The 15,225-nt window shown below is 45.6% G+C and carries 12 protein-coding genes; all 12 read left to right on the top strand.

The features are described 5' to 3' along the window. The first annotated feature begins 7 nt into the window (after positions 1-7). The 12 genes from ONB37_01880 to ONB37_01825 all read left to right on the top strand — a co-directional run bounded on the left by ONB37_01880 (position 8) and on the right by ONB37_01825 (position 15,165). Positions 8-973 (top strand): HD domain-containing protein, encoded by a 966-nt coding sequence (locus ONB37_01880; GenBank protein ID MDZ7398891.1) that lies wholly within the window; start codon positions 8-10, stop codon positions 971-973. A gap of 521 nt (positions 974-1,494) precedes the next feature. Then, positions 1,495-1,776, top strand: coding sequence for a hypothetical protein (locus ONB37_01875; GenBank protein MDZ7398890.1), 282 nt, complete (start codon positions 1,495-1,497; stop codon positions 1,774-1,776). 703 nt (positions 1,777-2,479) lie between these two features. Beyond that, the gene (gene rfbB, locus ONB37_01870; protein ID MDZ7398889.1) at positions 2,480-3,478 is read left to right on the top strand and encodes a dTDP-glucose 4,6-dehydratase; all 999 of its coding nucleotides are present in this window, start codon (positions 2,480-2,482) and stop codon (positions 3,476-3,478) included. A 123-nt stretch (positions 3,479-3,601) separates the two neighbouring features. Beyond that, positions 3,602-4,966: a nucleotide sugar dehydrogenase gene (locus ONB37_01865; protein ID MDZ7398888.1), complete on the top strand. Its 1,365-nt coding sequence runs from the start codon at positions 3,602-3,604 to the stop codon at positions 4,964-4,966. 285 nt (positions 4,967-5,251) lie between these two features. Beyond that, positions 5,252-6,364 (top strand): UDP-N-acetylglucosamine 2-epimerase (non-hydrolyzing), encoded by a 1,113-nt coding sequence (gene wecB / locus ONB37_01860; protein ID MDZ7398887.1) that lies wholly within the window; start codon positions 5,252-5,254, stop codon positions 6,362-6,364. Between the two features lie 159 nt (positions 6,365-6,523). Then, complete coding sequence (locus ONB37_01855) at positions 6,524-7,669, top strand: glycosyltransferase family 2 protein (protein MDZ7398886.1); 1,146 nt, start codon at positions 6,524-6,526, stop codon at positions 7,667-7,669. A gap of 10 nt (positions 7,670-7,679) precedes the next feature. Further along, positions 7,680-9,080, top strand: a complete 1,401-nt coding sequence (locus tag ONB37_01850; protein MDZ7398885.1) for an undecaprenyl-phosphate glucose phosphotransferase — start codon at positions 7,680-7,682, stop codon at positions 9,078-9,080. A gap of 263 nt (positions 9,081-9,343) precedes the next feature. Further along, a complete protein-coding gene (serS, locus tag ONB37_01845; GenBank protein ID MDZ7398884.1) occupies positions 9,344-10,612 on the top strand; it encodes a serine--tRNA ligase in 1,269 nt (422 codons plus the stop codon). A gap of 86 nt (positions 10,613-10,698) precedes the next feature. Next, complete coding sequence (locus ONB37_01840; protein ID MDZ7398883.1) at positions 10,699-11,082, top strand: cytochrome c maturation protein CcmE; 384 nt, start codon at positions 10,699-10,701, stop codon at positions 11,080-11,082. Between the two features lie 155 nt (positions 11,083-11,237). Beyond that, complete coding sequence (locus ONB37_01835) at positions 11,238-13,250, top strand: heme lyase CcmF/NrfE family subunit (GenBank protein MDZ7398882.1); 2,013 nt, start codon at positions 11,238-11,240, stop codon at positions 13,248-13,250. Positions 13,251-13,426: 176 nt separating this feature from the next. After that, complete coding sequence (locus ONB37_01830) at positions 13,427-14,395, top strand: hypothetical protein (protein MDZ7398881.1); 969 nt, start codon at positions 13,427-13,429, stop codon at positions 14,393-14,395. Further along, positions 14,392-15,165: an ABC transporter ATP-binding protein gene (locus tag ONB37_01825; GenBank protein ID MDZ7398880.1), complete on the top strand. Its 774-nt coding sequence runs from the start codon at positions 14,392-14,394 to the stop codon at positions 15,163-15,165. Before ONB37_01830 ends, ONB37_01825 begins: the two co-directional genes overlap by 4 nt. Positions 15,166-15,225: the final 60 nt, after the last annotated feature.

Genomic DNA, 15,225 nt, shown 5'->3' with positions numbered 1-15,225 from the left:
AAGCCACATGGAACAGAAGCAAATTAGCGATCTGGTGCCTGGGGATGTGGTGCTTGGGTATTTCGTCATTAGAAAAAAAGAGCTAAAAGATAAAAAGTCAACCAATGAAACTTATCTGTCGTTTGAATTAGGCGATCGGAGCGGTCGAATCCGCGGCTCGTTATGGAACGATATCGAAACAGCCAACAAATCCCTTCACGTTGGCGATATTGTCAAAGTGAGAGGCAAGGTAATCACCTTCCTGGATCAAAACCATTTATCCATCGAGCAGATTCGCAAGGCCACGGATCGCGATCTAGTTAGACCAGAACAATTTCTTCCAATCAGCCCCAGAAGCATCCCAGAAATGTATGATAAACTAAAATCGACCCTTAAAGCAGTGAATCATCCAGAGCTGCGACGGCTCATCGATCTATTTCTGACCGACCCCGACTTCGAATATCGCTTCTGTCACTCGCCTGGGGGCAAGCTATGGCATCATACCTATATTGGTGGGCTATTAGAGCACACGCTCTCTGTGGTTCAGGTCTGCCGGTTTTTCGTCGACTATTATGGCAATCTGGTCGATGGCGACCTATTGCTCACCGCAGCCTTTCTTCATGATGTCGGAAAAATTGAAGAGTTCAGCCTCCGCGGCTTTGTCGATTACTCCACCCCAGGTCGATTATTAGGTCACATCGTACTGGGGAGCAATATGGTCATTCGAAAAATCGAACAGATTCAGGACTTCCCTGCATCACTGCAGCAGCGACTCGTGCATTGTATTCTGAGCCATCATGGTGAAAAGGAACGCGGCTCGCCTGTTGTCCCTATGACGATCGAAGCACTGATTCTGAATTTCATCGATAATCTTGACTCATCGGTCGCTGCTTTCCAACGAATTATGGCCAAAGAAAAAGAACCAGGACGGGCCTGGAGCAATTATGTCAATTTGATCGATCGCTTTATCTATTTTGGTGAAGATGAGAAATAGATTTATCAGATCAAGATTCCAACTTTCTGCCGAAAAGGAGGACATTCCAAGAGCTGCTGCGCATTGTTCCCTTTCTGGCCGGAAAAATTGCCTTTTTCGTCCCCAACAAATCGCTTGACTTTCTGGAAAAACCGTGTATATTATCATTGGTGCTTTTGCCAGTCTTATCCTTGAAAGAACCTGGACTGGAGGTGGTTGCGACTCAAAATCATTAAGGTCGATCATCATAAAGCAAACATTCCAACATCGATTCAACAACTAGCGTGATTTTTGTGCTTTTTGCGGCGATCATCTCTTTGGTAGCTGGACCTCGGAATGTTTCATCTGAGCCTGGTTTCTGGTTTCTGGTTTCTAAGCTGTTTTCCCAACCCTCATCTGCAAGCCGAATTGGCTTCCATCGCGTTTTAAAATACGCTTGTTGAATCACCTTTTTTGCTTCAGTTTTCTATTCAGAGTTATTCCCGTAGAGATAATGAGAAATATTAACAATGGCGCAGCTCACCAATCGAGGAGGGACAACTATGTTGTTCGAAATTCTCTTCGGAATCGTCACCAGTCTCGTGAGTTACTATGTGATTCGAATCTTTTTCGAGGAGTACGATCAATCCAATTTCTACTTGTATTATGCTTATGGGGCGCTCCTATTGCTGCTGAGCTTATTGATTCTGATCGGGCGCATTCTATTCAGCCGTGAAATGTTCGCGAGCCCATTTTGGAACACATTCATGGTTTCCAATCTGGTAATCGTGGCCGGGATTGGAATCCATATCTATCTCAAAATATTTCGATCATCAAAAAAGTAAAACCAATCTCGCATCATCGTTGTCCTCATCCTCCCTTCGTTCAGGAGAAGCCAATCTGAGGGGAGTTTGTAAAAACAAAGCAACCTGCATCAAACAAACGAATCTAGCTCCGTTCTTTCAAAATAGCAAATGGCCAACAGAGTTTAAAGCTATTATCTCATCTTCAACAATCGAGAAATATTTCTGTGATCGCTATCCAATTGATAAGGGGTCTCTCGTGTAAGCGCGATTCATTAATAATTTTGTTCTAACGTGTACTTTCGATCTTGATTCAGCCCTGCCATTGTTCCAAATTACACCAACTTTCATCCAATCAGCCGTCTCTTCTGGTGCGGTACAATCTGTGAAATTAGTTCAAATTTATGGCATAAGCTTAACGATTAAATCATTGACTTTTATTTTGGAATTTTGTACATTTTGCCCTTTAAAATTAGATGGGTCGTCTTATTCAAACAACTCATGAGTTTTGTATTTGGGCAACGGCATTTAATATTTGATCTGTTTTTCAGTAACCATTTTCGCAATCCTGACTTTCGTAGCGGCCTTGGGGAAGATGATCGATCGGGAAGGACGATTCGCTGTTTCCCTCGAATGATCAATTCATTCTGTCCTGTTTAAAAATTCTATGAGAAATGACCGAAGCGGCCATATCGGTTGGTAGCATGATTCATCACGCCAGAACTAATCAAAAGGGGACTGCAACATGGCAAGATATCTCATCACCGGTGGTGCTGGATTTATTGGCAGCAATTTCATTCATTATTTGTTTGAAAAAGGGGGATCAGATGAAGTCATTAATCTCGATAAATTAACTTATGCAGGCAATCTGGAAAATTTGAGGGACATCGAATCGCACCCGAATTATCGATTTGTGAAGGGGGATATTTGTGACGCCCAACTGGTCGAACAGTTGATGCCTGGATGCGATTTTGTGATTAACTTCGCAGCCGAAAGCCATGTCGATCGCTCCATTGGTCATCCCGATGATTTTATTCGGACCGATATTTTTGGCGCATTTGTGTTGTTGGAGGCGGCGCGAAAGAACAAAATTAAAAAATTTGTTCAAATCAGCACCGATGAAGTTTACGGCAGCATCCTTGCTGGCTCTTTTAAAGAGACCGATCCGCTGATGCCATCGAGCCCCTATTCTGCCTCCAAAGCTGGTGCCGATCGGCTGGCTTATTCGTATTTTGTCACTTATGGGCTACCCGTCATTATCACGCGCTGCTCCAATAACTTCGGACCGTACCAATATCCTGAAAAATTGATCCCGTTGTTCGTCACTAATGCGATCGAGGACAAGAAACTGCCACTCTACGGCGATGGGAAGAACGTGCGCGATTGGATTTTTGTCCGGGATCACTGCGATGCGATCGACTTTTTATTAAAATATGGCCGCAATGGAGAGACATACAACATCGGAGCTGGCAACGAACGTGACAATTTGGAGATTACCAGGCTGATCCTTAACAAATTGGGCAAATCCGAAGCGCTGATCCAATTTGTGCCCGATCGGCCGGGCCATGATCGTCGCTATTCTGTGGATTGTAGCAAATTGAGATCGCTCGGCTGGGAGCCGAAAACCTCATTTGACGAAGCGATGTCGCTCACCATCGATTGGTACAGCCATAATCGGTCGTGGTGGCAGAAGATCAAAAGCGGTGAATATTTGGATTATTATAAACGACATTATAAACTCTAGATGATTGATCGAAAGTAAAATGATGACTCTATTCGACAGAGAGCTATTGAAAGCGATAATCATCCTATCCTGTCGAAAGGAACGCCAATTTATGTTATTGATGAATTAACTATTGGAGATACTATGGGATTAACAGAAAAAATTCAAAACAAAACCGCTACGATTGGAGTAGTGGGATTGGGTTATGTTGGGTTACCTTTGGCGGTGGAATATGCCGACAAAGGATTTAGAGTGCTTGGCGTAGATTTGGATCAGGGAAAAATAGACAAAATTCATCGGGTCGAAAATTACATTGACGATGTTCCAAAAGAAAAATTTGTCAAAGCAGTGGAGCAAGGTAAGCTCACAGCAGCGACCAATTACGATCGAGTAGCGGAGATGGACGTGATTTATATTTGCGTGCCAACCCCGTTTACCGTTCATAAGGATCCAGACAATAGCTATATTTGGGATGCAGCGCGTCAGATCGCGAAAGGGCTGCGGCGCGAGCAACTCATAATTTTAAAAAGCACCACTTATCCAGAGACGACCGAGAAGGAGGTTTTGCCGATTCTCGAACAAACTGGCCTAAAGGTTGGACAAGATTTTTACCTCGCCTTTTCCCCAGAACGAATTGATCCCGGTAACAAAAAATATAATACCGAAAATACGCCGATCGTTGTCGGCGGCGTTACTCCTCAATGCACTGAAGTCGCACGATTGGCAATTTCTCAAGTTGTGAAACAGGTGCATACCGTTTCCAGCCCTCGCGTGGCCGAGATGGAAAAATTACTGGAAAATATTTTCCGCAGTGTCAATATCGCTCTGGTCAACGAAATGGCACAATTGTGCGACCGCATGGGCGGTATCGATATCTGGGAGGTGATCGATGCAGCAGCGACCAAACCGTTTGGCTTCATGCCATTTTATCCTGGTCCAGGAATCGGGGGACATTGCATCCTGATCGATCCCTATTATCTGGCTTGGAAGGCCCGGGAATATGATTTTCACACCAAATTTATCGAACTAGCTGCCGAAACAAACGAAGAAATGCCATTCTATGTGATCGGCAACATCCGTCGCGCCCTGGCGAACGTGGACTCGTCGATCCGCAAAGGAAAAATTTTGATATTGGGAATTGCTTTCAAGAAAAACGTGGACGACACGCGCAACTCGCCAGCGATTAAAATTATGGAGCTTCTGTTACAGCGCGGGGTGAAACAGCTTTGCTACAACGATCCCTACGTCCCCCAGATCAAAATCGCTGGCAAATTATATGAATCGCAACCATTGACCAAAGAGCTGCTTGAGGCTCAGGACGTTGTAGTCGTTACCGCCGATCATGATGTCTATGACGCCGAATTCATCTTGAAGCACTCGAAGGCTTTGGTCGATACCAGAAATCTCACTAAAAATATTAAAGATGGTCTCGATAAAATCGTCAAATTGGGTTCAGGTCGCGGATTCTACACCGATATCTACTGTAAAGAAGAGTCACCATCCCAATAATAAACTGACTCGAAGATTCTCACAGCATTTTTTATCAAGCTACACCGATTGCCTGAAAGAATGGACCTTCGGCAGGGAAATTTCCAGAATTTTTCAGGCAATCGGGCCAGTTCAATTCGCCCCTGTTCATATCGAATTATCGACTGGGATTGAGCGCCGATACAATACGATTTGAAAGTAATGGCGCGATTGATCAGCTAAAAAATCATTTCGGATTTTCAATGAGAACAGCCTGAGCGAAGCTTGTTGATCGCTTCTTCAGGCAAAAAGAACGGCTAAGACATCATGGATCAGCAGCAGAATAGGGTTCGCATCTTGAATATCGTAGGGGCGCGCCCAAATTTTATGAAGATCGCCCCAATCCATCGGCTCATGCAAGTCTCCAATCGCTTGTGCGCTACACTGGTACACACTGGTCAGCATTATGACGAGAAGATGTCGCAGATCTTCTTTCATGATCTAAATCTCCCTGAACCTGACATTTATTTGGGGTGTGGATCTGGGAGCCATGCCCAACAGACCGGAGCGATCATGATCGCATTAGAACGGATTATCCAAGAGCTTCGGCCGCATTTGGTGTTGGTGGTTGGAGATGTCAATTCCACGTTGGCTGCGGCGCTGGTAGCGTCCAAGTTGCAAGTCCGAATCGCCCATGTAGAGGCAGGACTGCGAAGTTTTGATCGCTCGATGCCTGAAGAGATCAACCGCATCGTGACCGATTCCTTGGCGGATTTTTTATTTGTCACAGAGGAGAGCGGCCGGCGCAATTTGATCCATGAAGGGATCGATCCGAATAAAATTTTCTTCGTAGGCAATGTGATGATCGATTCTTTGATGAGCCACCTCCAGCGCGCTCAACAGTCGACTATACTTAACCATTTGGGACTTAATCACCAGCCGTATGCATTACTTACTCTGCATCGGCCCAGCAATGTCGATGATCGGCAAACTTTCGATCGAATCCTCTCCGCACTGGAACAGATCGCCTCACGAGTCCCGATCATCTTCCCAATTCATCCGCGCTCTCGGAAAATGCTGACGCAATTCCAATTCGACTGGCGCATCGAGCGAGCCAAGAATCTCCGCTTGATCGAACCCCTGGGCTATTTGGATTTTCTGCAACTAATGAGAAACGCCAGTTTGGTGCTGACAGATTCTGGTGGGATTCAAGAGGAAACCACCGTGCTGGGTATTCCATGTGTCACCTTGCGGCGTAATACCGAACGGCCGATCACAGTGGAGCTCGGCACAAATGTGTTAGTAGGCATGAACACAGATCGCATCGTCCATGAGAGTTACAAAATTCTTGATGGCCAATCCCGTCAAGGTCAAATCCCACCATTGTGGGATGGTCAGGCAGCGCGTCGCATCGTCGCAATTTTAGAGGAGAACTTATGACGCATCGTACATGGGAACGATCTTCTCTTGCACAAAGTTGAATAAACAGTATTTGATATCTGGAGGTAAAACCATTTTCTTTAGATTCCAACCAATAATACCGCCAGCGCTTGCTTCATCGGTCTGACGGGTCGGCCTTAATCAATCAGATCAGACTTTATGTTAGCAGCCATCTTTTATTTCTTTATCGCGATCATCTTTTATGTTTACGTCGGCTATCCGCTGCTCATTACACTCATAGCGGCGATAAAACCGCACCGTGTCAAGAAAAACGATGATCATGAGCCTTCTGTAACGCTTATCATTTCGGCTTATAACGAGGCTGCCGTGATCCAGCAAAAGTTAGAAAATTGCCTTGCGCTGGACTATCCAAAGGAAAAGCTGGAAATCATGGTTATTTCCGATGCATCGACCGATGAGACCGATGCGATTGTGCAACGCTTTGCCTCCCAGGGGGTCATTTTGCTCCGATTACCAGAACGAAAGGGCAAGACCGCAGGTCAAAATTTGGCGGTAAGCCATGCACACGGCGAGATCATCGTGTTTTCTGATGCCAATGCTTTTTATCGCTCGGATGCGATTCGCAAAATTGTCCGCAATTTTTTCGATCCATCGGTAGGCTGTGTCTGTGGCGAGCTGGTCTACGTTACTGATAGCAAAAATCCCATTGGCGAGGCCGAAAATGTTTATTGGGATTATGAAAAGTTTCTCAAACGCCAGGAGAGTCGCGCGGCTTCCATTCTGGGTGCCAATGGATCGATTTATGCGGTTCGAAAGCAGTTGTATGTCCCTTTAGCTGACGACATCATTAGCGACCTAATCGAACCGTTGACCATCATTGAGCAAGGTTACCGTGTCGTCTACGAACCTGCTGCCCTCTGCTTTGAAAGGACCATGAGCAGCTTCCAGGAGGAATATCAGCGAAAGAAACGCATCATTAACCGCAGCTTCTATTCGCTGCTGCAACATCGATCTTTTTTAAACCCGATCAAATATCCTATGCTAAGCTTTCAATTATTCTCTCATAAAATCCTTCGCTGGTTGGTTGCATTTTATTTACCGATTCTATTTGTGATCAATTTATTTCTGTTGCATATCAGGCTTTTTCAAATCACCTTTGTGCTGCAATGTCTATTCTATGCAGCCGCTTTGTTCGGATATGGAATGGAGCGAAAGCGCTATCATAATTTTCTATTTTATGCCCCGTTTTATTATTGTCTGGTGAACTTGGCCTCGTTCCAGGCGATCGTTAGTTTTTTGATCAAACGCAAAACCGTAGTGACCTGGAATCCGATCCGAGGTTGAAATTCGATCCATGCCAAAAGCCATAGAGAAAATATTTTTGTTGGTTGGCGACTTTATCGCCATCAATTTAACCTATCTGTGCTGGGTTTTGCTGCGCCATTCGTTGAATTACTATATCGAACCAGGGCTTGCCAGTAATTTGCTACTGTCGTTCATTTTGTTCCTGTACTGGTTTTTTCTGTTCTTCTTCTTTGGTCTTTATAAATCCTGGTATGCGCAATCGCGCTTCGATGAATTTGTCACTGTCCTTAAGACTGTGTCTATCGGTGTGTTGCTGCTGTTTCTTCTGACCTTTGACACTCGAACCGATCTCCAATCACCCCCCTCGGTGAGTCGCATCATTATCATCTCCTACTGGTTCATGCTGGTCTTTTTTACCAGCAGCGAGCGGATTTTGCTGCGAACGATCCAGCGGAAGCTATTGGAAATGGGATTTGGCCGGCGCAAGACCCTGATCATTGGATGGAATGAGAAAGCTCAGGAATTATATGATAAGATCAATCAATATCGTGCCCTCGGCTATGATGTCGTCGGATTTATCTCCCCGTCGAAAAAGGATGTGAATGCCAATTATAAGGGCGTCCCTGTGCTGGGACATTATAAAGATATTGCACGGATCGTGGAGCAACAACGAATTGAAGAGATCATTATCGCAGCGAAGAAAAGCTCGCCCAAAGAGGTAATCAATATCATCTCCTATTGCGATTCGTTATTGGTCAATTTGAAGATTGTACCAGATCTTTATGACATTGTGATGGGCTACGGCCGCACCAATCAAATTTACGCTTTTCCGTTAATCGAGATCTTGCCCCAAATGATGCCGCAGTGGGAGCAACGCATTAAACGAATTATCGATGTCGCCGTGTCAATTATCGTTTTGGTCGGTTTTATGCCAGTCTGGTTATTAGTGGCGATTTTGATCAAGCTGGATTCTCGTGGGCCAGTATTGTTTCGTCAGAAGCGCGTCGGAAAGGATGGTAAGCATTTCACGATCTATAAATTTCGATCTATGGTGGTCGATGCTGAGAAGGAAACCGGGCCAGTCTGGGCAGGTCAGCGCGATCCTCGGGTGACTTTTGTCGGCCGCATTATTCGCAAACTGAGGATCGATGAGATTCCCCAATTTTACAATGTTCTGATCGGTCAAATGAGCTTGGTCGGTCCTCGTCCAGAACGACCTTTTTTTGTCGAAAAACTTAAAAGAGAGATCCCACTTTATGCGCGACGACTTCGCATGAAGCCAGGGATCACTGGTTGGGCGCAGATCAAAGGCGGGTACGACACCAGCATCGAGAGCGTCAAGAAAAAACTCGAATACGATCTGTTTTATATCGAAAACGTCTCGTTGCGGATGGATTTGAAGATCATTCTAAGCACCATTTATGTCATGTTGCGCGGCAAAGGACAATAGCGAATTTGACAGCATACTGATTCATCGATAGCTTGATTTTTTAAATGATCGGTTTTTTGGTTTGTTTTATCCTGGTAGCGCATTGGAAAAGTGAACTTTTGCATCATTCCGGTGTTAAAAGCATAAATCAAAATAATGGAATACTGGATCGCTTCTTAGTTGATTGATCGGTTCTACGATCTCTGAGACTGATAACGAATCGATGAAAGAATAATAGCGGGATGCGAGCTAAAGACCCAAAATATAATAGGTGAGGACTCAACATGTTAGACATCAAGTTTATTCGCAACAATGTCGATCGCGTCAAACAAGCCATTCAGCTAAAAAATGATCATGCAGATATCGATCGCCTGTTGCAATTGGATGGGGAGCGACGGCAGATTCTGACTGAAGTCGAAGCGCTAAAACATGAACGAAATCAGGTCTCTGAGGAGATCGGTCGTTTGAAACAGCAACGACAGGATGCCAGTCATCTGATTAGTCAAATGAAATCCGTGGCAGATCGGATCAAACAAATGGACGATCGGGTGAAAACCCTCGACCAGCAGATCTATGACATCCTAATCCGCATCCCTAACATTCCCCATGAATCGGTCCCGATTGGTCAGGATGCTTCAGCAAATTTAGAGGTCAAACGCTGGGGCGAACTGCCTCCTAAGGATTTCAAAGCAAAACCGCATTGGGAGATCGGCGAGAAGCTGGGGATCATCGATTTTGCAGGAGGGTCTCGCGTCGCCGGCTCGTTTTTCATTAACTATAAAGGTCTGGGGGCCCGGTTGCAGCGCGCGCTGATCCATTTTATGCTTGATCTTCATATCAAAAAACATGGTTATACCGAAGTATATCCACCGTTTTTGGTGAATCGCGAAAGCATGTTCGGCACCGGGCAGCTTCCCAAGCTCGAAGATGACATGTACGTCACCTCGCAAGACGATTTGTTTCTTATCCCCACGGCTGAAGTGCCAGTGACGAATTTGTTGCGCGATCAAATCCTTCGAGGCGAGGACCTGCCAATATATTATACCGCCTATACCCCTTGCTTTCGTCGCGAAGCAGGGACCTATGGCAAAGATACTCGTGGACTGGTGCGGGTGCATCAATTTGATAAGGTCGAAATGGTGAAATTTGTCACGCCAGAAAGTTCTTACGATGAATTGGAAAAGTTGCTTCAAAATGCTGAGGAAGTCTTGCAACTCTTGGAGTTGCCATATCGTGTCATGGCTCTTTCGACTGGAGATCTGAGCTTTGCGGCTGCTAAATGCTATGACATCGAAGTCTGGGCTGATGGTCTCGGCAAGTGGCTGGAAGTGTCATCTTGCAGCAATTTTGAGGATTTCCAAGCTCGACGCGCCAATATCCGATTCAAGCGCGATGCCAATGCCAAGCCCGAATATGTCCATACGCTCAATGGATCTGGACTTGCATTGCCGAGAACGGTGATCGCCATCTTAGAAAATTATCAAACCGACGAGGGTACAGTCATCGTTCCTCGGGTGCTGAGAGAGTTCATGGGCACGGATATCATTAAGTGACCGGACCTCGCCTTTTTCCATCGATACTTCGGAAAAACTCTGTTGTATTTCGGTTTTATTAGAATTATTCAGGAGGCAATTTCAGCATGAATAAAAAATTGCTTATTGGTGGACTCATCATATTGATCGTTGTTGTTTATTTGTTCTGGTCGGGCATGAAGGATTCATCCGTTTATTTCTTGACCGTTGATGAATTTTTTGCCCAAGCGCATCAGCTTGAGGGAAAAGGGACGCGCATCAACGGCGAGGTGGTTCCAGGCTCGATTCAGTGGGATGCTCCGCGCCTTTTGCTCAGCTTTCAACTGACGGACGGCAATAAAGTGCTGAACGTTCAACATAAGGGCGTCGCCCCAGATACCTTTCAAGAAGGTCTATCGGTGGTTGTGGAAGGCAAATATGAAAATGGTACCTTCAATGCCACACAGATCATGACCAAATGCCCATCCAAATATGAGGCAAAGCGGGAGTAATTCCTCGGATAAATAGCATTTTATATCTGCGGAGGCTCCTTTCTGAGAAGCAATTGCGCGACTGCCTGATTTTTCTTTCATGCTTCACAACCTAAAATCCAAATTGTTCCATTCCGTGTTCGGCATTACTCTAAGATCATGTGAGGAGAATTACATTGTCATTGGGACATTACCTATTATTGCTTGCATTTATTGCCTCGGCCTATTCGATTTGGGCAGGTGTTTCGGGAATAAAATTACAGCGAAAATCATGGCTCCAAAATGCGAACCTGGCAGTTTACGGTCAATTTATATTGATCACCCTGAGTATCTTTGTCCTTGCTCATGCCTTTGTCAGCCGCGACTTCTCGTTTCGATACGTCGCTGATTATTCGGATCGACACCTGCCATTGTTATACACGTTATCAGCAGTTTATGCTGGTCAGTCAGGATCGTTGCTGTTCTGGACCTGGCTGCTAACGATTTTTAACGCACTCTATATTTTTCTGAATCGGACCAAAGATGATCCTTTTAAACATCATGTGGTGGCAACTGTCAATCTTGTCACCCTTTTCTTTCTCGTTCTGGTCAACTACGCCACCAATCCATTCGAGCGATTGTCCCCAGTTCCGCCAGATGGCATGGGGTTGAATCCGTTGCTTCAGAACCCGGAGATGATTTTTCACCCACCATCGCTTTTTCTGGGTTTCGTCGGTTTCACAATTCCTTTTGCCTATGCAATAGCGGCTTTAGCCAAGGGTGATGTTTCCGATCTATGGCTGGATCGTAGCCGAAATTGGACCTTATTTGCCTGGATCGCATTGACCGTGGGCAATCTCTTGGGCGCGCAATGGGCCTATGTGGAATTGGGATGGGGCGGTTATTGGGCTTGGGACCCAGTGGAAAACGCTTCTCTATTGCCCTGGCTCACTGGTACGGCGCTGGTCCATTCCATCATGGCGCAAAAGACACGGGATCTGATGCGCGGTTGGAACGTTTCGCTGGCAATCCTCACCTTTTTGCTGACCATCCTGGGCACTTTCATCACGCGCAGCGGGATCATCTCCTCGGTGCATGCCTTTGGCCAATCCAATCTTGGCACATTATTCCTCGTATTCATGCTAATCATCTTGGTGGTAGCAATCGGTTTGATGGTGTTCCGCATTAACAAGATGCGCTCCAAATCTTTCTATGAATCGCTTTTGAGCCGCGAGACCAGTTTTCTGCTCCTCAACATCATCTTCATTGTGCTATTGGTTATGGTCTTGATCGGCACGTTAGCCCCAGCTATTACCGAGTTGTTCATCGGAAAGCAAGTTGCCTTGGGCGAATCTTATTTCAATCGAATTGCCAAACCTATTGGACTCGTGCTGTTGTTTTTGCTGGCGATTTGCCCCATCTTATCGTGGCGTGAGACCTCAAATCAAGTCCTATTGAATCGAGGCCTTTATCCTTTCACTACATCGGTGTTATTTGGAATCATTCTCTATGTTTCTGGGATCAATCATGTTTGGGCGTTGGTCACCCTAGTGATCGCATTTCTTGCTCTGGCGATCATCGCCGCGGAAATCATCGGTGCAGCAAGTCATCGCGTCAAATCAGAAAAAATGCGCTATATTCCTGCGTTATTCCGAACCTTAAAACATAATACGCGACGCTATGCTGGTTATTTGATCCATGTTGGAGTTATTTTGATCTATTTGGCGATTGTTGGCACAACCGCTTTCAAACAGGAAAAGCAGATCACCCTTCAACAAGGCCAAGCGACAGGCATTGGCAGCTACCGCCTGGTTTATACCGGGATGGGAGAACGCCATCGGACCAACCAGGATATACTTATTGCAGAATTAGAAGTCTTCAAAGATAGCAAAAAAATTGGGATTTTGAAGCCGCAGCGAAATTTCTATCATTCCGCCATGGGTAAAACCCAGTATACTACGGAGGTAGCGGTTCGCTCGACATTCAAAGAGGACCTCTATGCCATTCTATCCAGCTACCAGGATGATGGATCTGCCACGTTCACATTTTTGGTGAATCCGCTCCAGATTTGGATGTGGATTGGAGGCTTTGTTATGGTCATAGGCGTTTCCATTATCCTGATCCAGGCAGCGCGAAAAAAGGATTCGGCAGCTCCATCATCGGAGCGACCAAAAAATGCCAGGTCATCCAAGAGTAAAAAAGGACGGTGACAAGTTGAGTCTTAAGTTCTGGACCAGAGGTTTCGCTTTCAAGCATATGTGTCATGATAAAAAACGGTACTAAAGCCCATTGTTGCTAAAAAGCGATGCTGCTCAATCGATCGAGTATTCAATCAAGGCATTTTTTAATCTTAAAGTGAATAGATCGTTAATTACGGAAGGGAAAAATGAGATATTTCGTTTTGATTTTCTTAGCAATGAGTTTCTTTTCAATGCCGATATTGGCCCAGACTGGCAAAATTTCTGGTTTCGTTTATAACGGCTCAGCCGATAGTACGATTGTGGCTGGGGCGGAAGTGAATCTACTTGTCAATCGTGGTCATACCGTCGTTGATGACTCGTCGTATATGCAAAAAACCGATGCAAAAGGTCATTTTGAATTTCAAGGTTTGAAGCTCGATAGCACCCTACTTTATTATCCTCGTTCCACATTTGTCGATATTGTTTACTACGGCCAGGCGGTGCGTTTAACAACCGACACGCCCGTGGCGCAAAGCAATGTGATCGTATATGACACGACCTCGAGTCCCGAAAAGATCGTTTTACAATTAGAGCATCTGTTCATCGACGCTGAGCCAGGCAAGCTGCTGTTCCGCGAAATTTTCGTCATGAACAATGTGGGGAATAAGACGTTTATTGGCGAACATTTCGATCAGCCCGAGCAACATTTCGTGCTGCAATTTCCCTTGCCGGATGGGTTCGAAGATCTGGAAATCCTGACACCAGAGGCTCAAAATGTGGTTCGAATCGAGGGGGATCAGCTCTATCACACTGAGCTGATGTCGCCGGGCTCGCGCCAATTTTCGTTCCGTTTTTCAGTGCCGACCAGAAAATCGGAATGGAATTTTTCGCGCCCCGTCATTTATCCAAGCGGGGGAATCAATATTTTTGTCTCGAACCCGGAGCTTGTATTGCAAGGTCCGGGGATCATGAAACAGGGAGAATTCTCGATTCGCGGCATCAACTATCAGCGGTATTCAGCATTCCACCTCATGCCAGGGATGGAACTCAATTTTACTCTTACGAATATTCCTATCAAGCATTTTTCGTTCTCCATTCAATGGTTGGTGCTGATCGCTGTCGTTGCCTTGCTGCTGGTCGGTTTTGTGTATACCATGAGAAAAGCCAAGTCATGATCACACTCCACGAAGTCTCGAAATCGTTCGGCTCGTTCGTTGCCCTAAAAGATATTACGCTTGAGATTACGCCAGGGCAATATTGGATGATAATTGGACCTAATGGTGCTGGCAAGACCACCCTGCTTAAACTCATCGCAACCCTGGCGAAACCCTCCCAAGGGGAGATAATCATCCAAACAACCTCTCGATCAGCGGCTCAGTTAAATGGTCCCGCGGCAAGAAATCAGAACCAGACCACTGGGGCGCAACAGTCGGCTAAAACCCAACCGCTCGCTATTCGACAGCAGATCGGATTTATTGGACATCAAAGCTTTTTATACAACAATCTGACTGCTGAGGAAAATTTGAGGTTCTACGCTAGGATGTATCACCTCCCCAATGCCCAACGACAGATCGAAAGGACGCTCCAGCTTATTGGTCTCTCGGCCCGCCGACACGACCTGGTTCGCACCTTTTCCCGCGGCATGCAGCAGCGTCTCTCCATCGGTCGCGCCCTCCTTGCCGATCCCAAAATTATTTTATTGGATGAGCCTTTTACTGGACTGGACCAAAGTGCCATCGAAAATTTCGTCGATTTATTCACTTCATTAATCTCACCCGATCGCACGATCGTCATGACCACTCATGATCTCGATTTGGGATTAAAACTGGCCAGCCATTTCGTCATCCTATCAAAAGGAAGGCTTGTGTGGCAAGGACTTACCCGTGAATATGATCCATTGGCGTTTAAATCCCTTTATCGCCGATTGACAGAGGAGCCATCCTAATATGCAGCAAACGGTCCAAATGACTCTTTACCTGTTGCGCATGTTCTTGCAATAGATTGA

Source organism: candidate division KSB1 bacterium (assembly GCA_034506395.1).
GTDB lineage: Bacteria > Zhuqueibacterota > Zhuqueibacteria > Thermofontimicrobiales > Thermofontimicrobiaceae > Thermofontimicrobium.
This window is presented reverse-complemented; position numbering and strand designations above follow the sequence as displayed.

Bases quoted from the DNA above. Each gene is read 5' to 3' on its own strand.
- ONB37_01880 (MDZ7398891.1), top strand. From the start codon at position 8: ATGGAACAGAAGCAAATTAGCGATCTGGTGCCTGGGGATGTGGTGCTT.
- ONB37_01875 (MDZ7398890.1), top strand. From the start codon at position 1,495: ATGTTGTTCGAAATTCTCTTCGGAATCGTCACCAGTCTCGTGAGTTAC.
- rfbB (MDZ7398889.1), top strand. From the start codon at position 2,480: ATGGCAAGATATCTCATCACCGGTGGTGCTGGATTTATTGGCAGCAAT.
- ONB37_01865 (MDZ7398888.1), top strand. From the start codon at position 3,602: ATGGGATTAACAGAAAAAATTCAAAACAAAACCGCTACGATTGGAGTA.
- wecB (MDZ7398887.1), top strand. From the start codon at position 5,252: ATGGATCAGCAGCAGAATAGGGTTCGCATCTTGAATATCGTAGGGGCG.
- ONB37_01855 (MDZ7398886.1), top strand. From the start codon at position 6,524: ATGTTAGCAGCCATCTTTTATTTCTTTATCGCGATCATCTTTTATGTT.
- ONB37_01850 (MDZ7398885.1), top strand. From the start codon at position 7,680: ATGCCAAAAGCCATAGAGAAAATATTTTTGTTGGTTGGCGACTTTATC.
- serS (MDZ7398884.1), top strand. From the start codon at position 9,344: ATGTTAGACATCAAGTTTATTCGCAACAATGTCGATCGCGTCAAACAA.
- ONB37_01840 (MDZ7398883.1), top strand. From the start codon at position 10,699: ATGAATAAAAAATTGCTTATTGGTGGACTCATCATATTGATCGTTGTT.
- ONB37_01830 (MDZ7398881.1), top strand. From the start codon at position 13,427: ATGAGATATTTCGTTTTGATTTTCTTAGCAATGAGTTTCTTTTCAATG.
- ONB37_01825 (MDZ7398880.1), top strand. From the start codon at position 14,392: ATGATCACACTCCACGAAGTCTCGAAATCGTTCGGCTCGTTCGTTGCC.